15 protein-coding genes and 1 pseudogene are annotated in these 23952 nt (G+C 46.3%); 11 read left to right on the top strand and 5 right to left on the bottom strand.

The annotated features are described in order from the left end of the window. The first annotated feature begins 12 nt into the window (after window positions 1-12). Window positions 13-1275: a hypothetical protein gene (locus ACQY73_RS20065; RefSeq protein WP_428654202.1), complete on the top strand. Its 1263-nt coding sequence runs from the start codon at window positions 13-15 to the stop codon at window positions 1273-1275. Here the strand turns inward: ACQY73_RS20065 and ACQY73_RS20070 are convergent. Next, entirely contained in the window at window positions 1195-3540 is a 2346-nt protein-coding gene (locus ACQY73_RS20070) for a T9SS type A sorting domain-containing protein (protein WP_428654205.1), read from the bottom strand. The two genes, ACQY73_RS20065 and ACQY73_RS20070, sit on opposite strands and share 81 nt — an antisense overlap. 50 nt (window positions 3541-3590) lie before the next feature. Here ACQY73_RS20070 and ACQY73_RS20075 point away from each other — a divergent pair, with 50 nt between their 5' ends. Then, on the top strand, window positions 3591-4676 hold the full coding sequence (locus tag ACQY73_RS20075; RefSeq protein ID WP_428654207.1) for a patatin-like phospholipase family protein: 1086 nt from the start codon (window positions 3591-3593) through the stop codon (window positions 4674-4676). Here ACQY73_RS20075 and ACQY73_RS20080 read toward each other — a convergent pair. Further along, window positions 4665-5363 (bottom strand): YjjG family noncanonical pyrimidine nucleotidase, encoded by a 699-nt coding sequence (locus ACQY73_RS20080; protein ID WP_428654209.1) that lies wholly within the window; start codon window positions 5361-5363, stop codon window positions 4665-4667. The genes ACQY73_RS20075 and ACQY73_RS20080 overlap by 12 nt on opposite strands. 34 nt (window positions 5364-5397) lie before the next feature. On the opposite strand from ACQY73_RS20080, the gene ACQY73_RS20085 reads away from it, so the two are divergent. The 3 genes and pseudogenes from ACQY73_RS20085 (at window position 5398) to ACQY73_RS20095 (ending at window position 8924) form a co-directional block, all read left to right on the top strand. Then, window positions 5398-6237 carry an MOSC domain-containing protein gene (locus tag ACQY73_RS20085; RefSeq protein ID WP_428654211.1) on the top strand — a complete coding sequence of 280 codons (840 nt, stop codon included), beginning with the start codon at window positions 5398-5400 and terminating at the stop codon, window positions 6235-6237. Between the two features lie 96 nt (window positions 6238-6333). Next, window positions 6334-7814, top strand: a pseudogene (gene crtD / locus ACQY73_RS20090) (1-hydroxycarotenoid 3,4-desaturase CrtD). 135 nt (window positions 7815-7949) lie between these two features. Continuing rightward, a complete protein-coding gene (locus ACQY73_RS20095; RefSeq protein WP_428668505.1) occupies window positions 7950-8924 on the top strand; it encodes a PorP/SprF family type IX secretion system membrane protein in 975 nt (324 codons plus the stop codon). On the opposite strand, the gene ACQY73_RS20100 is transcribed toward ACQY73_RS20095, so the two are convergent. Next, entirely contained in the window at window positions 8904-10112 is a 1209-nt protein-coding gene (locus ACQY73_RS20100; RefSeq protein WP_428654213.1) for a hypothetical protein, read from the bottom strand. The two genes, ACQY73_RS20095 and ACQY73_RS20100, sit on opposite strands and share 21 nt — an antisense overlap. Window positions 10113-10244: 132 nt before the next feature. Here ACQY73_RS20100 and ACQY73_RS20105 point away from each other — a divergent pair, with 132 nt between their 5' ends. The 3 genes from ACQY73_RS20105 to ACQY73_RS20115 all read left to right on the top strand — a co-directional run bounded on the left by ACQY73_RS20105 (window position 10245) and on the right by ACQY73_RS20115 (window position 12737). Further along, window positions 10245-11258, top strand: coding sequence for a zinc-binding dehydrogenase (locus ACQY73_RS20105; RefSeq protein WP_428654215.1), 1014 nt, complete (start codon window positions 10245-10247; stop codon window positions 11256-11258). Between the two features lie 77 nt (window positions 11259-11335). Beyond that, window positions 11336-12397, top strand: a complete 1062-nt coding sequence (gene rlmN / locus ACQY73_RS20110) for a 23S rRNA (adenine(2503)-C(2))-methyltransferase RlmN (protein ID WP_428654217.1) — start codon at window positions 11336-11338, stop codon at window positions 12395-12397. Next, window positions 12390-12737, top strand: coding sequence for a DoxX family protein (locus ACQY73_RS20115; protein ID WP_428654219.1), 348 nt, complete (start codon window positions 12390-12392; stop codon window positions 12735-12737). The genes rlmN and ACQY73_RS20115 overlap by 8 nt, the downstream gene beginning before the upstream one ends. Window positions 12738-12740: 3 nt before the next feature. Here ACQY73_RS20115 and ACQY73_RS20120 read toward each other — a convergent pair whose 3' ends face one another. Further along, a complete protein-coding gene (locus ACQY73_RS20120) occupies window positions 12741-12947 on the bottom strand; it encodes a PLDc N-terminal domain-containing protein (RefSeq protein ID WP_428654220.1) in 207 nt (68 codons plus the stop codon). A 172-nt stretch (window positions 12948-13119) separates the two neighbouring features. Here ACQY73_RS20120 and ACQY73_RS20125 point away from each other — a divergent pair, with 172 nt between their 5' ends. Next, complete coding sequence (locus ACQY73_RS20125; protein WP_428654222.1) at window positions 13120-14592, top strand: serine hydrolase domain-containing protein; 1473 nt, start codon at window positions 13120-13122, stop codon at window positions 14590-14592. Window positions 14593-14665: 73 nt separating this feature from the next. Here ACQY73_RS20125 and ACQY73_RS20130 read toward each other — a convergent pair whose 3' ends face one another. Next, complete coding sequence (locus ACQY73_RS20130; RefSeq protein WP_428654224.1) at window positions 14666-15013, bottom strand: DUF6970 domain-containing protein; 348 nt, start codon at window positions 15011-15013, stop codon at window positions 14666-14668. A 317-nt stretch (window positions 15014-15330) separates the two neighbouring features. On the opposite strand from ACQY73_RS20130, the gene ACQY73_RS20135 reads away from it, so the two are divergent. Together ACQY73_RS20135 and ACQY73_RS20140 are read left to right on the top strand one after the other, a co-directional pair. Then, on the top strand, window positions 15331-23436 hold the full coding sequence (locus ACQY73_RS20135; RefSeq protein ID WP_428654225.1) for a fibronectin type III domain-containing protein: 8106 nt from the start codon (window positions 15331-15333) through the stop codon (window positions 23434-23436). After that, window positions 23436-23936 carry a hypothetical protein gene (locus ACQY73_RS20140; protein ID WP_428654227.1) on the top strand — a complete coding sequence of 167 codons (501 nt, stop codon included), beginning with the start codon at window positions 23436-23438 and terminating at the stop codon, window positions 23934-23936. Before ACQY73_RS20135 ends, ACQY73_RS20140 begins: the two co-directional genes overlap by 1 nt. Window positions 23937-23952: the final 16 nt, after the last annotated feature.

The following is a 23952-nucleotide window of genomic DNA, read 5'->3' on the forward strand; positions in this document are numbered from 1 at the left end:
AAAATTTTTCGAATGAAAAAAGCATGGACTTGCAGCATTTTAATGGGTTCGACATTAATTGCTTATATAGTTTATGCTTTTCTCCAACCATCCTATACTTACCAATTTCTCGACCCGCGCTTCGATGCACATCAATACGCAAAGATTTATACTTATTTCAAAAGGTTTACGGTAAATTATGAAATAACCTTTCCGTTCAATACGCGTATTCTGATGCCGTGGTTGGCGGCGCATTTGCCATTCAATGACCTTAGATCGAATTTTATTTGGCTCAATGGCTTCTTCATTGTCATGACCGTCGGTTTGCTGGTTTGGATTTGGCTCAAACTCAACATTCGTTCTTTTTGGATCGCAATTGCGCTTTTCTGGGTAGTATTTCATTGGAAAGGCTTGGTGCGTATGTATTTGCCCGATCCCGTAACGGCTGATGTGGGCGGGTATTTTTTGTTAACGTCCTTTTCAGCGCTTTTGCTTTTTGAAGAAAAGAGAATTTCAAAGGCTTTGCTTGATTGCCTGTTTGTTTTAATCGCTGTTTTAGGCACGTTGCAAAAAGAATCTTTCATTGCAGTGGTAGGAGTAACGGTAACTTGGACAGCATTAAATCTTATTAATGCAAAAGCAGATGATTACGCGCGGTATACTGTCAACAGAGCAAAGGGATATTTTCAGCTTTTTTTTCTCTCCCTGATCATTTATTATTTGACAGCATTTTTCTTCCCATCCGCCTCGCTTGATTGGCGGAATAACTCTTTTGTCAGCATTTTACGTGGAATGAAGCGCTATGTTGAGCAACCCAATTTGTTGTTACGATTACCGGTGAGTTGGCTAATGGCTTTCGGAACATTTTGGTTGGCGTTAATTCCTTCTCTAAAGCTTTCCAACAAGCCTGCTTCTCATTTCTCACTTCTCATTCCTCATTTCTACTTGTGGCTTTTTCTCAGCGTTTTTGGCGGTGGGGATACAACTCGAATTCTGTTTAACGGAATGCCTTTTATCCTAACTTATTTATTGTTAAAGCTTAACCAACAGCCAAAATGGACAGGTTGGTACATCTTAATTACAGCTCTACCGTTGATGCGTTTGAATACCTTAGAGCCTGATTTAGGGCGTTATCCCAACGAAATGCACCAATGGTGTGTAGAATGTTGGACCTTGGCCGAAAGTTGGAGATATTGGGTGTATGCGCTCACCGTTTTAGTGGGTTATTACTACCTTTCGCGTCGCTTTGGTGCCGTCGGAAGCGATGAAGCGCACGAGATAAATGCCGGTAGGTAACTTGCTTACATCAAAAGGTATTTCTGATGAAATTTGAGTAACGGTTTGGCTTTTCAGGATTTGACCGGTAATGGAAAATAATTCTAATACGCCCATAACAGGAACCTGAGCGTATAAAAAGCCCGAAGCAGGATTGGGATACACCACAAAGTCCAAGGTTTCAACAGGAGGGTTGACTTTGGGAGATGTATTTTTTAGGAACTTAATGCCTCCCGTATTGCTGCCGATAAGTAATTCAGGCAATTGATCACCGTCCAGATCTCCCACGGCAGGAAAAAGACCCGCTCCGATTCTTAAGAACTCCGTTTTCCCTGAAAATACATTGAAGATCAAATTGGTATCGCTTTTCAAGGTCGCATCGAGCGTGTTGAAATTTTGATACACGCGCAGCCGTCCGAGCAGATCCCCCATAATTAATTCGGGTTTGCGGTCGCCGTTGAGGTCAGCAATGTTCATTCCCTGCGAACGTTTATTGAAATCTACGTCCAAACCGCCAAATACATCTGTTTTGAGTTCATATATTGGCGAAAGTGTGCTTCCCGTGTTTCGATGAAATTCGACGTTGCCGGAGTTTTTGCTCACCAATACATCCAATTTTCCGTCTTGGTCAATATCGTAGTAAAGTAAATTTTCTCCGTTTGAGAAATTGACAGGATTAGGAAGTTTGGTCAGGCGAGTTGTATCCGGTTGCATTGAGGCATTACGAGGGGCTTTGTTAGGAACATATCGAATGTCCATTCCTTTAAACGTATTGGCCCAAAAACCCAGATCAAGAGTACCATCGCCGTTGAGGTCAGCAAAAAAAGGTTTTGTATTTGACAATAACAGACTTTCTTTATTGAAAAGTTGATTACTCAGATTGAGAAAATCGCTGCTCACCAACTCAAACTGTGCTTGAGAAGCCGTTCCGGTATTTCGGTAAAACTGAAGGCTTGCTCGGTAGCCGCTTTGCGTACGAGTGCCGCCGTAACCAACCACCAGATCTAAATCGCCGTCGCCGTCAATATCGGCGAGGGAAGGAGTGGCATTCTCTCCCAGATCGATCATTCCATCCTGTAAAAAATCAGGTTGGCGGTACACAAAGTTAGGTTTGGAATCGGTGCCTTCGTTGCGATAAAACCAATTGGATTGCCGTAAATTGATCAGCGCATTGCTCGCAATGTCTGTACTGCTGGGGGAGGCTACCAGATCCCGTACGCCATCTCCGTCCAAATCCTCGACGTAGGCGGAAGGGAAAATAGGAAAATTGATCGGGGTTTGGGCGGGAAAATTGGTTTCTACACTTCCAAAAAGCGCGGCCATGCCGTTACCGCCTGCGTTTTTGAGTTTAGTCACGTTATCGCAGGCAATATGGCCGTGTAAAAAATCCTTGCGACCGTCACCGTCTACATCTCCGATCCACATCGTATTGCCGGCATGTTCAAGTTTGGCGTTTGACGAAGGACTCAATATATCGCCAAGCGTTGCCGAATTGGTACGCACTTCTTCGGGCGTTTGCACTTGTGCATCGGCGGGTGTCAGATTGAGGTCATATATATCGCAGGAAGAGGTCGCCGCAAAACGTCCCCAATTGGTGGTCATTTTGCGAAAAACAAAAGGCTGAGTACTGTTTTGCTCTTTACTGAAATTTTGGTGTAATTCTACCGAAGCACCCGTAAAATCGAACGTGAGAATGTCAATATCACCGTCATCGTCAACGTCGGTAATGGCGGGAAGATCCGTGGAGGGAACGTACAGGTTAATATTTCCTGAAAAGCCTTGGGTTAAAAGAGGGTCGGCAACAAGCGTCCACGAAAAACCATCGGAGGCGGAAACGTTCCGAAAAACCCGAATGCCCGCTACGGTGCTCGTAAACAGGTCTTTGCGGCCATCACGGTCATAATCGACCAACAGCATCCAATAAAGCAGATTGGTAGGAAATTTTGCTTCATATTGAGGCGCGTATTGCCAGGTTACACCATTGGTTTGACGAACCGCCAAAAAAGTAGCGACCTGCTGATTGCCCCGGTCGAAGATGACCAAATCCTCAATGCCGTCATCGTTGAGGTGCATTTTGGAGAATTGAGCACTGTTTTGTCCGCCGGCCCACGGGTTAGCCAAGGGTGCATTGTTTGAAATAACTTTGGCGGAATTGTCCCATCGAAAAGAAAAAGTCTGGGCAGCTGTATTAAACGCAATTAGCAGACCGATGAGAAAAAGGGGCAACAACGCAGAAGGGCGCAGACAGGTACGTACATTCATTTTAAAAAGTATAATCTGCATCATTCGCATTCAATTTTTCCAAGAATAAACCGTTCTAAACAAAAAACGTTTTTATGCTGCAAAAAGTGTTCGCTAATCCTGCCAAATCCGGGCTTATTTGCGGATTTCTTCTCTTGGCTTTTTCGTCTTTCTCGCAACAAAAATACCATAATTTGGTCTTGGAAGGCGGTGGCATTCGCGGGATCGCTTATTGCGGAGCCATTCAGGAGCTCGAACAGCGCGGATTGTTGAAAGACATTCGTCGATTGGGCGGAACTTCTGCCGGAGCCATTCAGGCGTCATTGCTGGCCGTGGGCTATTCCGCCGCAGAGATGACCGAATTGGTCGCGGAAATGAAAATTCAATCGTTCAATGATGGTCAATACATTTTTGTAGGCGGTACGCAACGACTGATCGAGCGTTTTGGTTGGTACAAAGGAGAAACTTTTCGGAAATGGATCGCTGATAAAATTGAACGAAAAGCGGATTCTAACAACTTGACTTTTGGCCAATTGCACGCGCTTACGCAGCAGGACAGTTGCTATAAAGACTTATACGTGACGGTTACTAATTTAACCCAACAGAAGTCGATGGTGCTTTCGTATGAGAAGTTTCCGGATTTAGCCATTGCTGATGCCGTGCGGGCTTCGATGTCGATTCCGTTGTATTATTGCGCCGTTTTTATGGACAGCACAGGCCGTTTTTACCAACGTCCGCCGCGCACTATACCGGCTGATGTATTGGTAGATGGTGGATTATTGATGAATTACCCCATCGGACTTTTTGACCAAAATCGCTTTCTGAGTACTCCACAAGCCAACCTGACCCCGGAAGCGCCCGTTTTCAATGCCGAAACCTTGGGTTTACGCTTGGAAAGTGCCGAACAGATCAAAGCCGATGCCCAAAATTTCGGACTGGCTGCTTACCCTATTCGAAGCTTTAAGACGTACATGGGCGCATTTTATAACTTGGTATCTGAAGCCGCTAATCGAAATAATTTCCGTCCGGAAGATCTCAAACGCACCATCTCGATTGATTTTCAAAATATTGGCCCCAAAGTGAGAAAATTATCGGAAGCGGAGAAAAATGTACTCATTGGCAGCGGCAAAAAATGCGTAGGTGATTTTTGTACGCCTGCCACGGTCGTTTCACAAAATTAGTTTTAGATCATCCAAGTGCTGCACGTCGTAAGTGGGCTGACGGTCGAATTTCAGCTGTTTGGGATTATAAAAAGCAGCATCAATTCCGAATCGTAATGCACCCATAATATCGGCTTCCCAATTGTCGCCAATCATTAGACTTTCATTGGGTCTAGCATTTGCTGCCTGCAACGCATACGCAAAAATCTGCGCATCGGGCTTCTTGGCACCCGCTTTTTCGTTGGTAACAACGTGTTGAAAATAATGATGAATGCCCGAACTTTGCATTTTTGAGGCCTGAATAGAATCAAAGCCATTGGTAACAATATGCAACTGATAATTTTGCTCAGCGCAGTAATCTAACAAAGCGACGGCTCCGTCGAGCAAGTGAGCTTTTTGAGGAAGTAGTTTCAGGTATTCTTCGCCCAATGAGCTTCCGAAAGCAATGTTTTCTACTTTCAAGGCCTCAAAAACCAACCGAAAACGGTGTTCGCGAATGTAGGTGTGGGCAATGCGGCCTTGGTCAAAGTCATTCCAGAGTTGTGTATTGATTTCAAGAAATACTTTTACAAAGTCGCCCAACGACATGACGCCGTGATTGATAAGTTCAAAATTATGGTAAATGTCGGTCAACGATTCTGCTGAATTGCGTTCAAAATCCCAAAGTGTGTGGTCAAGATCAAAAAAAAGGTGTTTGTATTTTGGCATTGAATAACGAGTTTTGTGCAAATCTACGAACAAAATGACGTCTGCTTTAATCCTTTCCGAAATCTTCATTTATCCGGTCAAGTCGTTGGGGCCAATCAGCTTATCAAACGCTGAAGTGGAAGAGCGCGGCCTGCGCCACGACCGTCGTTGGCTTATTATTGACGATAACAATCGTTTTGTTACGCAACGTCAGTATCCCAACATGGCACTTATTGAGGTGAAAATTATGGAAAACGGTCTGCAGTTACGCCATCGTACGCGTGATTTGAGCACATTGCTTGTTCCTTTTCAGCCCGAAACGTTTGATCTCATAACAGTTACTGTTTGGGATGATCAAATTGAAGCGGTTATTGTGAATGATGCCTCTAACCGCTGGTTAACAGAAGCACTGGGTTTTTCGGCGCGACTGGTCTATCAGCCCGATACCTCACCGCGTCCCGCTGACCCTAAGTACGCGCCTTTTGAAGCCAATGTGAGTTTCGCGGATGGCTATCCTTTCCTGGTCATCGGGCAATCTTCGCTTGATGATCTAAACACTCGGCTGCCCGAACCGGTTTCTATGAGACGGTTTCGACCCAATTTGGTTTTTGAAGGCGGGTTGCCTTACGATGAAGATCAATGGTATGAGTTCAGTATCGGAGATATCGTGTTTTATGGCGTAAAACCCTGTGCGCGTTGCATCCTTACTACCGTTGATCCTGAGAAAGGAGAATTTGCCGGAAAAGAACCCGTTAAAACGCTGTCAACATACCGTAAACGCAACAACAAGATATTCTTTGGGCAAAATTTGTTGACGGCTCAAACGGGGGTGTTGAAGGTTGGGGATGAGATAAATGTGGTGAGTCGTAAAGAACGACAAACCATGAGTGAATAGCGGTGCGGGTAGTTTTAAGAAATGGGTGTCGAAAAATGTGCAGGCGGTTTCTCAAAACCGCCTGAAGGGTTTCTTAAAACCCAATGTAGATAAGCTATGAAGAAAACAGCAGCAGTGATCGGTGCCGGCATTGCGGGAATTGCCTCGAGTATCCGTTTGGCCAATAAAGGGTATGATGTTCATGTTTTTGAAGCCAATAGCTATCCGGGCGGTAAACTGTCAAGTTTTGAGCTGAAAGGTTACCGTTTCGACGCGGGTCCGTCACTGTTCACTTTGCCGCATTTGGTCGATGAATTGTTTCAGATTTCGGGTAAAAATCCACAGCATTATTTCGAATATATTCGTTTGAACGAAGCCTGTCGCTATTTTTGGGATGACGGCGTTCGTTTGACCGCTCACGCCAACCTTGAAGCTTTTGCCAATGAAGTAGAGGCAAAATTGGGCGAACCTGCTGCGCATGTTTTAGAACATTTAAAAGATAGTGCCGTCAAGTACAACGTCACCGAGAAACTGTTCCTGCATCGTTCACTGCACAAGATCAGCACCTATTTCAATCGTGATGCTTTCAAAGGCTATGCCAATATGCACCGATTGGATGCGTTTACAACCATGAATCGTGCCAATGAACGCCGCTTTCAACATCCGAAGATCGTGCAGCTTTTCAACCGTTATGCCACCTACAACGGTTCAGACCCCTACCAAACGCCCGCTACGATGAATATTATTCCGCATTTGGAATACAACATCGGTGCTTTCTTTCCCAAGAAAGGGATGGTGGATATTACAGATAGCTTGGTCAAACTGGCGGAGGAATTGGGCGTCAGGTTTTATTTTGATACAAAGGTCAGGAAACTGGAAACGCAGAGAAAACGGGTTTCAAAGATTGTATTTGAAAAAAACACTCAGGCTCCTGATTCCTATGATATTGTTGTTTCAAACATGGACGTGGTCAATACTTTTCGAAAATTACTGCCCGATGCCAAACAACCTGAGCGAATTTTACGCCAACCAAAGTCGAGTTCCGCGCTGATCTTTTATTGGGGAGTGAAGAAATCTTTTCCTGAATTAGGGTTGCATAATATCTTTTTCTCCAATGATTACCGTGCTGAATTTGAGCATTTGTTTCAACAAAAAAACCTTTATTCAGACCCAACCGTTTACCTCAACATTACTTCCAACACAAACCCGATGATGCGCCTGAAGGAGCAGAAAATTGGTTTATCTTAGTCAACGCCCCTAACAATGAAGGACAGGAGTGGGAGGCACTCATTGAACAAACGCGTCAAAATGTACTTAAAAAGTTGACGCATATCTTGGGGGTAAACATTGCCGATCTGATCGAATGCGAAGAAATTCTGGACCCTCGCAGCATTGAATCAAAAACATCAAGTTCGCAGGGGGCGCTTTATGGTAATAGTTCCAATAATCGTTTTGCGGCTTTTTTGCGTCATGCTAATTTTTCCCGGGAGTTTAAAAACCTTTACTTTGTAGGAGGTAGTGTACATCCGGGCGGTGGTATTCCGCTGGCGATTCTGTCGGCCAAAATAGCCGTCGATTTAATTCCGTGTGCTAAGTAGTCCCCAAAAGGAGTTTTATTTAGGCGTGATTTTTGCTTACTATTGCTTGTTATTTTTCAATTATTGCTTTTGAAAAAAATCTCACATACCATTTCTCTATCAAAAAAAATAGATACCTCAAGGCTCTTATGGAGTTTGGTTATCAGTTGCTTACCAATTTGCTTGGTTGAGGCACAACAATTGCCGCATTATTCTCAATACCTCCAAAACAATTTTCTGATCAATCCGGCCATTGCCGGCATAGAAAGCTACGCCGATGCGAAAATGAGTTACCGCCAACAATGGGTGGGGCTTGATGATGCACCGCGTACTTTATACCTGACGGCCCATTTACCCATCGGAAACCCTGACTTTGAAGTAGCACCGGCCTCTCCTCGTTTTAGCTACGGACGCCGGCGAGAGCCTGTCTTGCCTGATGCGCATGGTGGTGCGGGAATATCGCTCATTCGTGACCAAACGGGCCCTTGGACGCGTTTTTCGTTGAGCGCATCGGGAGCCTATCATTATCCCTTGAATGATTATTGGCAGCTAAGTGCGGGCATCGCGGCGGGAGTTACTCAACATACACTGGATTTTGACCGCATTCGTTTAGCCAATCCACAAGATCCGGTGGTATCGGCCGGGAAAGTAAATACCTTTCGCCCCGATCTGCACGCAGGTCTATGGATTTATTCATCGGAGTTTTTTGCAGGATTTTCGGTACAGCAATTATTGGGAACCAAACTGAAGTTTCGTTCTTCAAGCTACGATTGGCAGGGCCAACTTGTCCCTCATTTCTTTCTGACGGCGGGTTATCGGTTACCCATCACCGACGAGTGGGATTTTACGCCTTCGGTATTGTTAAAAAAAGCGACAAACGCGCCCATGTCGTGGGACCTGAATTTAAAATTCAGTTACCTGAATCAACTTTGGTTTGGCATGGCCTATCGTCAACGCGATGCATTTTTGGGATGGGTAGGTACGCGCGTAGCGCAGAAGTTTACAGTCAGTTATACATACGAGTACGTACTTTCTTCCCTCCAATCACGCACGCAGGGCTCGCACGAAATCACTTTAGGGCTTACCCTTGGCAGTAGCGATCACTATTCTTCACCGCGAAGTTTTTGGTAAACAAGAATAATCCGTCAGGGGCTTTCTGTAAAAATTTTGGATTCGATAATAAATTCGCCCTGCGGCTGAGCGACTCAGCTTTTTAAAAAGATCCCAATCGGAAGCCGGAAATAAAGTCTGTGATGATGTAAGCACTGTGCCGTTCAACGCACGATTGTCACCGCTAAATGTTTGCCACTCTTCTTTCCATTCCTCATTGCCTCGGAACCAATCTTGGTGAATTACGCAATCATTTTCCAAATTGATGATTTCATATTTCAACTCATTGCTTTTAGATCGCTTGCGGTAATGAGTAGTGAGCGTTCCTTTCACCGGTTCCATCACATCTACAATCGTGGTATCGTTGATTTTCTTAGTCCCAACTTTGTATTTTATGTTACTTTCTAAAGTAGCATCAGTGCTGCCAATTAACTCTCTCAACCCGGATTGGCCGGTAAAATAAAGTCGAAGAACATGATGCGCCGGCAGGCTGTCTTCCTGAGCTGCCGCCGGGTTTTGGAAAAGAATTAATTCATGCGGAGTGCGATTTTCAAAAAACTCTTCTTCCAATTGTTTCTGCAAATAGTCGTATTCATGTTTTGACATAGTTTCTTCCTCAATAACAGGTTCTATGACAATGCGCAACGTCGCGTATTCTTTGGCTAAAAGCAATTTACTGTCGGCATCTGTATACTTTTGGGAAAGCTGTTTTACTTTCAGAAAATGGGTTACGGCATCTTGGGCCGCCGGTCGATTTTCTTTGTACTGTAATGCTGTCAAACCTGCTTCATAGCGCTCTGTTGCCGCGAGGTTTGTGACCTGTTCGATAACGTCGTCATAGGATATTGGTTGTAAATCAAGCAATTGAAGACAGGCTCTACAGTTTTTCAGTGCACGCTCTTTTTTTTGAAGTTGTTGGTATTCGTACAAAACACTTTCCCATTTGAAGGGCCGGTTTTCCGTTAAATAGCGTTCAATGTTTTCTTTGTTGGATTGCTCCGCTCCTTTGTAGGCCGCTAAGAATACATTTTTCGCGTTTTCATGGGCAGGGTGGCGTTTCAGGCGATTTATTGAAAGGCTCAGTGCCTGTTCATATTTTCCTTTTTTTAACGCTTTTTCTCCCGTGGCACAACTTTGAATGAAAGGAATCAACAGTGTGAAAAGTAAATGTATTTTTTTCATATCGTTACCGGTTGCTGTCTTTTTCATAACGCTGTGTCGTTCTTTTTTGTACGTATTTTACCAACAAAATGCCGTCTGCTTCAACCAAGTTGTGCAGATTCGTGTTTGTACTTTTAACCGGTATAACAGGCATTTTTTTCATTCAATCAAAAATCATTTATGAAGGCCGCAATCATTCAGGAAATAAATCAACCCGTATCCATTCAGGAAGTAGAAAAACCGCAGGCAGGTGCCGGCGAAGTCGTGGTTAAAATCAAAGTGGCTGCGCTCAATCATCGTGATGTATTTGTACAACAAGGACTTTATCCGGGCATGAAATTACCTGTCATCATTGGCTCTGACGGAGCGGGTATTGTCTCAGAAATCGGAGAGGGAGTTTCGGAAGAATGGCTCAATAAAGAAGTGATTATCAATCCGTCGCATAACTGGGGAGCCGATGCCCGTTTTTACGGTAAGTCTTTTAGAATATTGGGAATGCCCGAAAATGGCACTTTTGCCGAATACGTGAAAGTGGCCGCAGAATACCTGTACGCCAAACCTGCACATTTGAGCTTTGAGGCAGCGGCGGCAGTACCGCTTGTAGGACTGACTGCTTGGCGCGCACTCATGTCGCGGGCAGGGATGAAACCGGGTGAGCGCGTATTGATCACAGGGATTGGCGGTGGCGCGGCCTTGTTTGCATTGCAGTTTGCCGTAGCCGGTGGCAGTGAAGTATGGGTAACATCCGGTTCGGACGAAAAAATCGAAAAAGCCATTGCGTTGGGAGCCAAAGGCGGGGTGAACTACAAAGATCCAAATTGGGCTAAAAACCTCATTGCTGCCACGGGCGGCGACCGCAGCGGCTATTTTGATGTGATCATTGACAGTGCCGGCGGGCCGGGTTTTGCTAAACTCATTGATGTCGCGACCGCCGGCGGACGCATCTGTTTTTTTGGCGGAACCACGGGGAATATTACCGATATAATCCCGGCGAAAGTCTTCTTCAAACAACTGAATATCTTAGGCTCTACCATGGGCACTGAAGCGGAGTTTGCCGAAATGATCCGTTTTGTGGAAGAGAAACAAATTCAGCCGATTCTGGATGAAACCTTTACGTTGGATGAAGCAGAAATTGCTTTGCGGCACATGGACAACGGAACGCAGTTTGGTAAGATTGTGTTGAAGATTGGGTAATATACCTGTAAATCAGTAATTTTGTGTTTGAAAAATAAAGCCCGGCGGACTTGAAATTTGCCGGGTTTCCTATCATAATGACAGAAACGATCTCCATTCCAAAACAAGATATTCGTAAACTCACCGTAGCCCAGATCAAAGATTGGTTGACGCAACACGGTGAACAGGGCTTCCGTGCTAAGCAAATTGCCGAGTGGCTTTGGAAAAAATCAGCCACTTCTTTTGATGAAATGAGTAATCTCTCGCTCAAAACGCGGGAACTATTGTCCGAGCATTTCGACATCAAGGCCATAACCAACGCCAAATCGCAAAAAAGCAACGATGGTACCGTCAAATCAGCCTTCAAGCTTTATGACGGGCACCTCATTGAAGGCGTTTTGATTCCTGCCGATGACCGCATGACGGCCTGTGTATCAAGTCAAGTGGGTTGCTCACTTACCTGCAAATTTTGCGCGACAGGTTACATGGACCGCAAACGCAATCTGGACGCGGCCGAAATGTATGACCAAGTGGTAGCCATTGATCGTCAGGCGAAAGAGAATTTTAATGTAGCTCTTACGAACATTGTATACATGGGCATGGGTGAACCGTTGCTTAATTATGCAAACGTGCTTGAATCGGTCGAAAAAATCACTTCACCCGATGGTTTGGGAATGTCGCCGAAACGAATTACGGTTTCGACGGCAGGCATTGCCAAAATGATCAAAAAGCTGGGGGACGATGAAGTAAAATTCAACCTTGCGCTCTCGCTTCACGCGGCCAACGACTTAAAACGCAATCAGATCATGCCCATCAATGAATCCAATTCGTTGGAGAATCTGGCAGAAGCGTTGCAATACTTTTACCGCAAGACCAAGAATAGAATTACGTTTGAGTACATTGTTTTTCATAACTTCAACGATACTCTTCAGGACGCTAAAGAGTTATGGGAGTTTACCAAGAAAGTGCCTGCTAAGGTCAATATCATCGAATATAACCCCATTGCAGAAGCTGATTTTAAAAATACCGGCGTAGATAAATTGGAGCAATTTGCCCGATTTTTAGAAAGCAAAGGTGTCATTGTCAACGTACGTCGCAGTCGTGGAAAAGACATTGATGCGGCGTGTGGACAATTGGCCAACCGCGAAAAGAATGCATAAACTCAGCCTGTATCTCATGGCGGCCTTGTATTTCGGGACGGGAATGGTTCATTTACTTAAACCCCGTATTTATTTGAGTACAATGCCGCCGTGGGTTCCCATGCCGATGGCAAGTATTTTGATTTCGGGCGTATTGGAAGCAGCTTTTGCCATTGGCTTATTATTTTCGGCGACGCGTTCTCAATCAGCTTGGGGAGTCATCTTTTTACTGATCGCTGTTTTTCCCTCCAACGTTTACATGCTCACTTCGGGCAAATTCCATCGAATTCCCAAAATTCTTCTTATTGTGCGTCTGCCGCTGCAATTGGTGCTGATTTGGTGGGCGTATCAATATGTCTGAGGATTATTCCTTTGGGCGGCCTGCAAGCAGATAAACCAACCATCCGAATGGTACAAAGATCGTGACCAATACCCAGATTAATTTTAGATTTGTTTCCAAGGTACTACGCATTATGTATAGGATAACCAAAATTTGAGGCACAACGGTGACTCCTAAAACAAAAAGAATAAACAGAATTTCTAACCCGCCGATACCAACGAAGCAAAGCATAATGTAAAAATTTAGGAAGTGTAAATTACAAAAAAAGCAATATTTATGACTATTAATGCTTCAACTCTTGACACTTTATAAAAAATGGCTTTTAATGCCATGAATATTCGGTGCCATTCTGTTATTATCGCGTCTATCTGTATAATTTTGAGAAACTTAACTTTTTACAGCCATGCAAAATAGTCAGCCGTTTATTCTTCGAAAGTCACCCTTTATTATTGCCGGTTTTATAACTCTGCTCATGGGTAGCTTTGCCAATGCCCAAATCGGTTTAAAAGAGAAAATTCAAGAGGTTGAAACCGGACTTTTACCGGCGATCATTGTAGAAGGAGAGGCGTTGCCTCCCGCTTCGATCATCGAACGTATGAAATACTACAAAGTACCCGGCCTGAGCATTGCCGTTATAAAAGACGGAAAAATCGAGTGGGCGAAAGGATACGGTGTGGCGAGCCAAGAAGGGGCAAAACCCGTTGATGAAAATACAATGTTTCAGGCGGCATCTATCAGTAAGCCCGTGGCGGCTTTGGCGGCGCTGCATTGGGTTGAGAAAGGAAAGCTTACATTGGATAATAATATCAACGGCTACCTAAAAGATTGGCAAGTACCGGATAACAAATTCACAACTGTTGAAAAAGTAACACTGAGAAGATTGGTGACCCATACTGCCGGTTTGACGGTACATGGATTTCGCGGCTATGCAAAAGGAGAAGCTGTGCCGACGGTGGTTCAGGTATTGAATGGTGAAAAACCGGCAAATTCAGGAGCCATTCTTCCCGATACGCTTCCCGGCAAAATTTGGCGGTATTCAGGCGGAGGTTATACGGTCATGCAAAAAGCACTTGCCGATCAAGTGGGAAAGCCTTTTCCTGTAATTATGCAAGAGACAGTTTTGTCAAAACTCGGAATGCAGCATAGTAGTTATGAACAGCCACTATCAACTCAATTCAGTGCCTTTTCTTCTACGGGATATCGCGCTAACGGAAAGGCAGTAAAAGGAGAGTGGCATACGTATCCTGAAATGGCCGCCGCAGGTTTGTGGACTACACCTTCAGATCTGGCGCGTTATATTATCGAAGTACAGGAGTCATTGCAGGACAAATCCAATAAAGTGATTTCCAAATCCATGACTGAGCAAATGCTGACCAAGCATTTAGACCGTTGGGGATTAGGGCCCGGCTTGCAAAACAGCGGTGATTCGTTGATATTTAATCATGGAGGGGCCAACGAAGGTTTTCGGTGTGTGTTTATGGCGCAGGCTTACCACGGCAATGGCATCGTAATTATGACCAATTCAGACAATGGATCAGCCATTGCCAACGAATTGGTAAGAGGTATTTCCAAAATCTATGGATGGAATTTTGGCAAATCGAAGCAGATAAAGAAGTTCAGTCTTACTTCTGAGCAGGTAAGCAGTATATTGGGTAAATACAAAATGCAGAATTATGTTTTTGAGTTAACGCAGGCCAATGGCAAACTGTACGCTAAACCGCAATGGGAAGATGAAACCCTTGAAATAATCCCTGAAAACACTAAAAAGTTTTTTACCCGCGATGGGCAGTTTTGGCTTGAATTTCAGTACGAAGGCGATACAAAAGTCAAAGGTATCAAGCTGAATGGGCAGGAGTTGTTTGAGAAAGTACAGTAAAAAGATGAACTGATAGTGCAGATTTTCAAGCCGTTAGCAGTGTTTGCTAACAGCTTGAAAATAGTGGGCAAGTCTATTTTCTGTCATCCTGCCAGATCAATTTTTCATTTTTTCTCTTTTCAAAAAAATCGGGACATTTTCCGTCGCCTTTTCCGGTAAGGCCGCCGTCCGGACTGCAAATCACATTACATTGAGCATCGTATAGCACACTTGGGATATCGCAGCATCTGGCAGGAATGTAATACACTGTTTGATTATTATAGGTGTATTGCCACACGCTTCCGGGAGGATTCCAAACCGACTCTTTTTTTATTTGCTCAATCTTTTCCTTGATACAGGAAGGTGTTTCGGCAGGCACATCCTCCTTTGTACATGCCCCTATGATGAGAAACAGGGATAAAACAACAATTACTTTTTTCATGGCCTTTGATATGTTTTTTTTACAAAGACTCTTAATATGTGGCAAAGGTTGGAAATAGAGATGATCTGATTTGAGATTTTGGTGTTTTGTGCCGGTTATCGTATTATTTCCCCGAAAACCAAGTTACATCATTTGATTTTTAAGTACAAGACTGGAAGAGAATTCCCATCAATAATGTGAAAAGTTAAGCATCTTTTAGAATACATCCTTCAAAACAAAAAATCATAAGAATTGTAATTATTTATAGCTTTTAATTTATTTTTTGTGACAAAATAAACAGATAAAAGTCATACAAATTAGCATTTTATTGTTACTGTATGCGCTTGTATGTTTCTTTAATGGTGGTGTTAGGTTTGGTCAACTTGAATTGCTTTGCCCAAACGACGGATAATTATCCGGTGCAAACGACGGTGTATTTCGGAGCACCTACTACCCAACGTCTTTCTGAGTGGTTCACCTCCGATCAACGCCTTTTCGTGCAGCTGTTGCTCAAAGACCTCACCAAACCCTCCGTATCGATCTACCTGCGCTGGCAACTCGAAGGACCCGGCATGCGCATCGCCACCCGCCCCGGCTACGTACCCCCTGCCTTCATTTCCCTCACCCCGGGCCTGTCCACTCGCCTCAACGGCACCGATCTGGCCGCTCACTACTTTTCCCCTTCTCTGCTGGAAACCGAAGGCCTCGACCCGCAGGAAGCCTACAATACCTCGCTGCCGGAAGGTTTCTATACCTTCTCCGTGCAGGCCTTCGAAGCCTCCACCGGACAGGTCGTTTCCAATACCGCCCAAACCTTTTTGGTGCTTTCCTCCCCCCAGCCGCCCCTGCTGAATCTGCCCGTAAGCAGCACTTCGGTGCCCGTGAGTGCTCTACAGAAAGTGTTGTTTCAGTGGACGCCGCGCCACTTTGCCACCCCGCAGTCGCAGGTGGTCTACCGCCTGAAGGTGTGCCGCGTGCCTGACGGGGAGGAACCCAACGAGCAAATTATGCTCACCTGCGCTATGCCCGTGCTGGACAAGACCGATCCCGGTACGTCATTACCGGGGGACATAACGGGATGGATTCAGCCGTTGGAGCCGGGGCAGCGTTATGCCGTGCAGGTACAGGCCATCGACCTTACTAATCAGCTGACGAATTTTACCAATCAGGGCTACAGCCAGGTGAGTTGGTTTCGCTATGGGCAGGAATGTGTGCCGCCGGCTTCATTTACCATTCAAAGCGTTACGGCTGACCGGGTGCGGTTGAACTGGCAAACCCCATCGCAGGCACAGGCCTACGTAGTGGAATACAAAGCCGAAACGGCCACGGAATGGACGTCTGAGAAGGTGTATGGCACGACGTATATGGCAACGGGTTTGCAAAACAAAACCACCTATTTATTTCGTTTGCGCAGTGACTGCGGGGGCTTGGTACCAAGTGCGCCGGGTCAGGAGCAGGCATGGAACATCTCCCAAGAGGTGCCCGAACCCGCCCCCGAGTGGCCCAAGGAGCTATTGCAACCCGAACTGATCAACGTACAGACGGTGGAGCAACAGGCAGTGCCGGTAACGACCCTGCAGGAACTGTACGTCAACTATCCCGTACCGGCCGGCAATACATCGCCGGTGACTCCGAACGCCGGCACATCCACTTCAGTTGGCTCCTCTGCCACTGCCATCAATGGGTCTGTTGTAACGAAGTTGAAGATTCCCGATTGTGCCCTCCGAGCCGGTTCGTTTGCCGACTGTCAGCCCACGCACCCCGTCATTCCCCTGCCCACGGGCGAAGAATTGACTGCGCTGAGTGTGGGCGATGTGCTGGGCATCTATGATTTTGCCCTCATTGTCACCAAGGTCGGGGAAAGCCCGGGGTTTTCGGGCGAAGGATTGGTACGGCTGCCATTTTTGGGCAATGCCATGATGCCCATGGAATTCAAAGGCGTACGGGCCAAGAAGGGTGAAGAAGGCACCAACGGGGGCTGTGTGTACGCCATCGATGCGGAGGGCTATGTACAGTCCAAAAACAACGTATCGGCCAAGGAGCTCATGGAGCAGCGGCAGTCGCTGATTCAGGCGGTGGTCCGGAAAAGCAACCCCACGGCCTTTGTCAGTACGTTGCAGCAGGCCCTGCAACAGTATGACTTGGTGGCCAAAGCGATCCGTGAGGCAAACCGGGCCGGTCAAACCGTGACACCTGAACAGGTGCAGCAGGTCGTTCAGTACACCGTCGCCATTTTGCAGGGAAGTGAAGTACTGAAAACGTCGTTGGGTGGATTAGAATCAGACAATACCTTGGCCATCGGTATGTTAGCAGACCTGAAAACGTTGACGGACGAATTGACGGCCAACCAAACCACCATCAACAAGGGGCAAGCGGTGCCCGTCATCGACGAGTTAGAGGCCAAGTACCAAGCCCTTTTTGAACGCCTCAGCCAACTGACCGCTTCGCCGATAGAACCACCGACTGTGACGTCCACGGGGCGCATTACCGACGTGAGCATTGGCAACATTGATACTCAATCGGCAAAAATCGCCTGGAGGGGCAGTAAGTCCTTTGCCCGCTACACCGTGCTGTATGCCGCCGAAGGCGAGGGGGAACTCACCCAAACGGTCACAAGTCCTGAATTGGCCCTTAAAAGCCTCAAACCCGGACGTAAGTATACCCTGAAAATCTTTGGCTATGATGCCAACGGCGCACTTATGGATACTTACGGTCCGGCCCTGTTTGTCACGCCTTCCAATACCCTGCCTGCGCCCGAGAATTTGGCCTACACCGTGCAGGCCGATGGCAGCGTCAGAATCACATGGGCCAAAAACAGCCTGCATCAACGTTTTAAACTCACCTACAAAACTGCCGATGGAGAAGAACGTACCCTGTATCCCACCACCAATTCGGCTACTTTAACGGGGCTGGATTTAAGCCGAATTTATGCCTATGATGTTACCGCGTATGGCAAAGACCAACAGGTAAGTGATTTAGCGTTGGGTACGTTGAATGAACTCCAACCCTGTGACGGGTTTTCCATAGAAACCCCTAAAGTAAATGCAAATGGAGGAGCTATTTTCAATACGAGCGGCTGTTTAAATGCCCCCGGTAACGAAACCGGACAGATAACATGGTATTATCGAACCGATCAAAATGCATTAAAAAATCTGGTAGGTAATGAGCTGAAAATAGACGGAAATGGAAAAGATAAGGAGGGAGAGCCTATCGTACAGGGAATAATGAATCATGGAATCATTGCTGAGTGTAAAACATCTGCACAGGCTTGTACCTCGGAATGGAAAAATCTTGACGTGTGTTTTTGGGCGCTTTTTCATACAAAACCACCCGAGGCAATCCCATCGGAAGATGGAGTAATGACAACGATCCATTCCAACCTTGCCTGTTATGATTTGAACGGACCGGGCAGTATTCGGTGGAGCAATGGAATGACCGGCAGCAGCATCACTGTAGAGTTGAGTGCCGTTCAGGAGTATACCGCTACCTGTTATATGAAGAACGGCACAATACCCTGTGCTTCTGTTACATATTCTGTAAAAAAACAGGAATGTACCGACTTTGCCGTACTTGCTGACCGCACGTTAATCAACCGGAAGGACAATGTACTGTTGACGGCTAATTCCTGTTTTGGAACCGTTACCTGGAGTTCCGACGGCAGCGATGCGGGCATTGGCAACCGACTGTATGTGAGACCGGAAAAAACCACTGCCTATCGTGCAATCTGTAAAGCGGGACAGATCAGTTGTATAAAAGAGGTGACCGTTATGGTGGCTCCCGTTTCCTGCGCGGATTTTTCGGTGACCGCTTCCGTTACCCTCCTCAATGCCGGAGAAGCTGCCACGCTTACAGCCCTGAATTGCAAAGGGACCGTTGACTGGGGAACCGCAGGAAAAGGCCCGCAGGTGACTGTCCGACCCACCGCCACCACTACCTATACCGCTGACTGTACCTATGGAAATGCCGTTTGCCCTGCTCAGACCGTTCAACTGCAGATAAGACCGGAAAGCCCGTTTAAAATTTGGGCCAATATGTATGAAGTGATCGGCGATGAAAGGACTACGATCTATACCGGTGGTTGCGGAGCCGCAACGTGGGCCGATGGCTATACTCTCAAAGCGGAAAAACTGTCACCGGAAGGGGATATAGCACTCGCAACGCCCAAAAACCTGTCGGCGCAGGCGGGTACGTACGCCATTTCCTGTTTTTCAAATCAATGCAGTCCCGTTTGCCAAATCGGTCAAACCCAAATCATTGAAATTAAAAAACGACCCGACTGCAGCGATTTCAGGGTGGGAGCTACCCAATTCTCCCTGCCAAAGGGGGGCACAACGCTCCTGCTGAGTGTTGGATGCAGCGGAACGGTCATGTGGGATAACAATTTGGGAACCGGTCCCAACTTCCGGGTAAGTCCGGAGAACACCACGACCTATACGGCCGTTTGCAGCGATAATCATTGCCCCAAAAGTGTCACGGTCAATGTTACCGATGCGGCCTGTCAGGATTTCCTCCTGACGGTGCCCCAACCTGATTTTCCACTGAGTACGGCCGAAAAATGGATTCAGCCTGCCATTACGGGCTGTCAGGGAAACGTGATCTGGAAAGACGGGGAGGGGAAAATTCTGCCCCTGCAACAATACAACGGTGACAGGTATTACATCACGCGTTGGGACCGGACCGCTACGTATTCGGTGGAATGTGCCGCTACCGGGTGTAAACACTCCTTTACCATCAACGCTCCCGTTGCTTCGCCTTTCAGTCTTACCGCATCCCCGGCACAGATAGCCGCCGGCCAAAGTGCGGTACTGACCGCCGCCGGCTGCGACGGCACCGTCACTTGGCAGCAGGTGCCACCCTTGTTTATACTGAATGGAAACACGGTTCGTCCGAACCAAACGACGACCTATCGGGCCACCTGTCAGACAACCGCCAACAAAACCTCTTCTTCTTTTGTCACGGTTTCCGTCGTTGCCGACGCCAATTGTACGTTTGCAGCCAATGCTTCGCCTTCCCTGGTCGGCAACGACGGCAACCGCAGTGCCACCTTGGTTGCCTCGGGCTGTGCCGGAGAGGTCCGTTGGGATCAAAACGCCGGCACCGGGGCCGAAGTCTCGGTCCTGCCGGCCCAAACCACTACATATACCGCTACCTGCACGACTGCCGGCACGGCATGTACCGCCGAGGTGACCGTAGCGGTCGTGCCCTGCGAAGACTTTACGATTGATATCATCGACAACGCTGTGCTGTCGGCGGCGGGTTGCACCGGAGAGGTGTTCTGGGAGGGGCAGAACCTGAAAGCAAACACCTTCGTTCCCGCGTCGGCCGAAGCCGCGGTCTACACCGCCACCTGCCTGTCCACGGGCTGTCAGGCATTCGTTTTCTTTGCCCCGCCCCCCGCTGCTTTGCCCTGTAAAGCCTTCGTGGCCAAGGCAACTCCTAACCCTATTTATAAGGGAGAAAATGCCGTTTTCTCTGCTACGGGATGTGAAGCGGGGACGGTTCGATGGAGCAACGGACAAACCCAATCAAGCTTTACCCAAACCAACATTCGGGCGGATATTACCTACAGCGTTGATTGCTTTCTTGGTTCCGACAAAATCGCCACCGCTGAGGTAACCCTGAAAGTAATTCTGTCTGCGCCGGGAGAGGTTAAATGCAGGAACTTTACGCTCACCGCCGTACCTTTAAACGCAACGCAGGGCCCTCCTTATCCTGCCGGAACATCTTTTCAATTAACGCCCGTCAGTTGCCCGGGCAGGATAGAATGGATCGACCTTGCCGGCCCCACGGTACAACCCGATCAATCGACTTTTTATAGTGCCAATTGCTACGACGGCACAACAATTTGCAATTCCGCCTCGGTGCGAATTGACATTATCGATTGTTCGGTCTTTGAAAATCATACCGATGAAAATGTGGGGGAATCCCTTACGCTGAACAAAGACGTAGGCTATAAAGACGGGCAATGGTACACCTGTCCCGGAAAAGTCAATTGGTACGACGATGCCGGGTACACTCAACTGATTTGCTCGCTTTCGGGCCGCCAATCGGAATGCCCTCCGATTGGGTACCGGGGTCAAAACAGGGTTTATTACCATGAATGCGTCTGTACCGACGGGAAAACCCACCGGGGATCGGTGCAATTCAGGTACAGTTATAATTATTCCGGTGCCAGAAAAGAGGTCGTCAATTCTAGTGCCAATGTGGAAGCAAGTGCCTGCCTGCCGGCCTCCCTGCCCGAAGCCATGGCCGGCTACTTAACCAAACTCATTTGCGACAGCAAAGCTCTTTGGCAGGGCTCCGATCAAAAAGCCCTTGACTTTTATACGAATCTGAAAAAAGCGGTGTTGGGCAATGCAATTCTGAGCTCCTATGCACCTGATTTTGAAAAGGTAGACCCATCCGTATTGTTGGAGGTACTGAGGGCCAACGACTGCCAAGCTGCCGCCGTTGAACTGGCCAAGGCATTCTCCGGAAACGTCAGCGTGGACAATTTTAAACAGCTCATCCTCGGCACCTATTCGGGGCTGCTCGAAAAAATCATTAATGACCGCATTTATTACATTATGGCTTCGGGAAAAGCTTTTGTGCTGCCTGACGGAGCCAAACCCCGGTTCTTCCAAAGTTCCGTTTATCCAAACGGTATTTTACAGGGTTTTGAATTGGCCGATGGACGAACCTATATCGCCCGTATTTTCAGCGGGGCACAATCGGAATACAGGTTTCAGTTAATGGTCAATGGAACCTATCAAAATGAGTACATAACCCCCAACCTGACCGTTGCAGGCAATGCCAAAGCCTTTTATCTGATACGATACACCGAGGCCGGTCAATGCGGATGGCGCAAATACGTAGGGACTTACGATTTTGTTGCCCCCCAAAAAAACAATGGCGTCATACCGCCTATTGAAAGCCCTCCGGCTAACAGCCTACAAACGGATCAGGGGCTTTTGGAGTGCAGTTTAGAGGTCTATACGGCCCATTTGCAGCGTTGGCTGCAGACCAAAAATCTAACCAAAGCCACCGTTTTTGTGGCGGATTGCGGCACAGATAACGTGACCCTTGTCAATGCCGCAGGCACAAGCCCACAAGCCAACCTCACCCCCGACCAAGCCAAAACCAAAGTACAAAACCGAGATTTTACGACCGACTTTGCCATTTATGCCTGCAAACAAGCCGATGGGAAGTGGAGCATCACTCACAACTTCAAAACAGGAGCATTGGCCATTCCACAAGGGGGTAATTATACAGGCACGGTTGCCGAGGTGGAAACCCGAAGCAATGCCGCCGCCCAAACGGTAATACAAAACAACGGGGTACGCGGCCAGAGTGTGGACGATGAATTATTTTATGAAGAATTGGACATCATCAAAGCCCTCGTAACGGTAAAAGACGCTACCCTCACGCTCTGCAACGCGGCCAAAGTACCCGAGAAGTTTTGGGACAGCAACAACGCCGATTATCCGCAATCTGCTTTCCATGGCCCCACCCTGAGCGGCATTGGCGACGGAGCTATCTCCGAGCTGAAAGACATCCCCGAGTTGGTTGGCTTTGGCCTCCAAATAGCCACCGACCCCACCAAAGCCAAAGCTACCTGGAACGGTATCAAAAGCATGACCCCCGCCAAAGTAAAGAAAATGCTGTTGGGGGCTGCTGCTGATAAAATTGCTAAATATACAGGTGGCGGCAACATCATGAAACACGAGGCGGGTAAAGATGGGGTGCAATTGGCCATGTTTGTAATGGGTGCAGTAAAAAGTATTGGTACGAATGCTGCTAAGATTGCGGACTTAGAAGGTGATGTGGTTAATAAGTTAGATGAGGTAACTGACGAAACGCTTGATGCAACCGGTAATGCAGTAGAAGAAATTACCGGAAAAGAGATTAACAAAGCCCTTAAAGAAGGAAACACCGATGGCGTACTTATTGACCCAGCAGTTATAGAAAACTCAGGCATAGATGTAGCTGCGGCATCTGCCACAAAAGGCCGGAAGCTTACTTGGCCTGAACTCAAAGCCTTTTGGAAAAGAGGTAATGATTTTAATACTAAGGCAAGATTAAATATTTGGTACGATTTTGATGAGTTGTGGTTTAACCATCCAACAAAAAAATATCCAATTGGCCATCCCAAAGTAGGACAACCCATGCGATTTAGGTTAGATTCATATTCAAAACCCCAAAATGGTGTAAGAGGTAAAATTGTAAGTAGAAAGGCTACTACTTTTTCAGAAATACAAGAGAGTACTTTCTCCAAATACTTGGACGAGTTAGTTGAAAAATATGGCCAACCGGGGACTATTGCTGACAGAGCAGGTGTTGGAATTTTTGATGGCGACTTAATTTTGGAAGTTCCAGACGTGAACCTTACTTTTGCTAACAAAGCAAGGTTTGAATTTCTTGCATCTCAAAAAAATATCACAATTGTGTATAAACCAGAACTATAATGACAATAGAAACCTACAAAGAAATATTCATAGAATGCCTTGAGACATTCGACTTTGTACGTCCGTATCTTGACATGGATGCAGAATATAAAAATAGAGATTATAGCAACCTTGTAAAGGAAAAGATAGCCATTGGCGACGTTAAAAAAAAGCTAAAAGAAGTGTTTCCAAAATATAGTATTAGTAATCAACATGGAGGAATCTATCTTAGACAAAAGATAAATAACCTGTTCGTTTCATTTTTTTTTAAATTCAATGGGAATATTTTTCAACCATATTATAATATATATCTTGAAGAAGAAAAATTTGAAAATTCGATAAATCAAAATTCTTCTGGTTCAGCCATATGCAGGTATCTACTAAAAGATAATGAATATCCCATGAAAGCTAAAATATTTTCTAATGTTTTAGAATTAGTCCACCTAATAAAAAATGAGGTGTTATTTTTTGAAAAATTCACACTTGAATATATCAAAAAAGTAAGCGAAAAAGAAGTTTAGACTCATAAATAAAAAA

Origin of the sequence: Runella sp. (assembly GCF_965279615.1) — a bacterium.
Taxonomy (GTDB): domain Bacteria; phylum Bacteroidota; class Bacteroidia; order Cytophagales; family Spirosomataceae; genus Runella.

Excerpts from the sequence above, each read along its gene's own strand:
- ACQY73_RS20065 (WP_428654202.1), top strand. The coding sequence starts at position 13 with ATGAAAAAAGCATGGACTTGCAGCATTTTAATGGGTTCGACATTAATT.
- ACQY73_RS20070 (WP_428654205.1), bottom strand. The coding sequence starts at position 3,540 with ATGATGCAGATTATACTTTTTAAAATGAATGTACGTACCTGTCTGCGC.
- ACQY73_RS20075 (WP_428654207.1), top strand. The coding sequence starts at position 3,591 with ATGCTGCAAAAAGTGTTCGCTAATCCTGCCAAATCCGGGCTTATTTGC.
- ACQY73_RS20080 (WP_428654209.1), bottom strand. The coding sequence starts at position 5,363 with ATGCCAAAATACAAACACCTTTTTTTTGATCTTGACCACACACTTTGG.
- ACQY73_RS20085 (WP_428654211.1), top strand. The coding sequence starts at position 5,398 with ATGACGTCTGCTTTAATCCTTTCCGAAATCTTCATTTATCCGGTCAAG.
- ACQY73_RS20100 (WP_428654213.1), bottom strand. The coding sequence starts at position 10,112 with ATGAAAAAGACAGCAACCGGTAACGATATGAAAAAAATACATTTACTT.
- ACQY73_RS20105 (WP_428654215.1), top strand. The coding sequence starts at position 10,245 with ATGAAGGCCGCAATCATTCAGGAAATAAATCAACCCGTATCCATTCAG.
- rlmN (WP_428654217.1), top strand. The coding sequence starts at position 11,336 with ATGACAGAAACGATCTCCATTCCAAAACAAGATATTCGTAAACTCACC.
- ACQY73_RS20115 (WP_428654219.1), top strand. The coding sequence starts at position 12,390 with ATGCATAAACTCAGCCTGTATCTCATGGCGGCCTTGTATTTCGGGACG.
- ACQY73_RS20120 (WP_428654220.1), bottom strand. The coding sequence starts at position 12,947 with ATGCTTTGCTTCGTTGGTATCGGCGGGTTAGAAATTCTGTTTATTCTT.
- ACQY73_RS20125 (WP_428654222.1), top strand. The coding sequence starts at position 13,120 with ATGCAAAATAGTCAGCCGTTTATTCTTCGAAAGTCACCCTTTATTATT.
- ACQY73_RS20130 (WP_428654224.1), bottom strand. The coding sequence starts at position 15,013 with ATGAAAAAAGTAATTGTTGTTTTATCCCTGTTTCTCATCATAGGGGCA.
- ACQY73_RS20135 (WP_428654225.1), top strand. The coding sequence starts at position 15,331 with ATGCGCTTGTATGTTTCTTTAATGGTGGTGTTAGGTTTGGTCAACTTG.
- ACQY73_RS20140 (WP_428654227.1), top strand. The coding sequence starts at position 23,436 with ATGACAATAGAAACCTACAAAGAAATATTCATAGAATGCCTTGAGACA.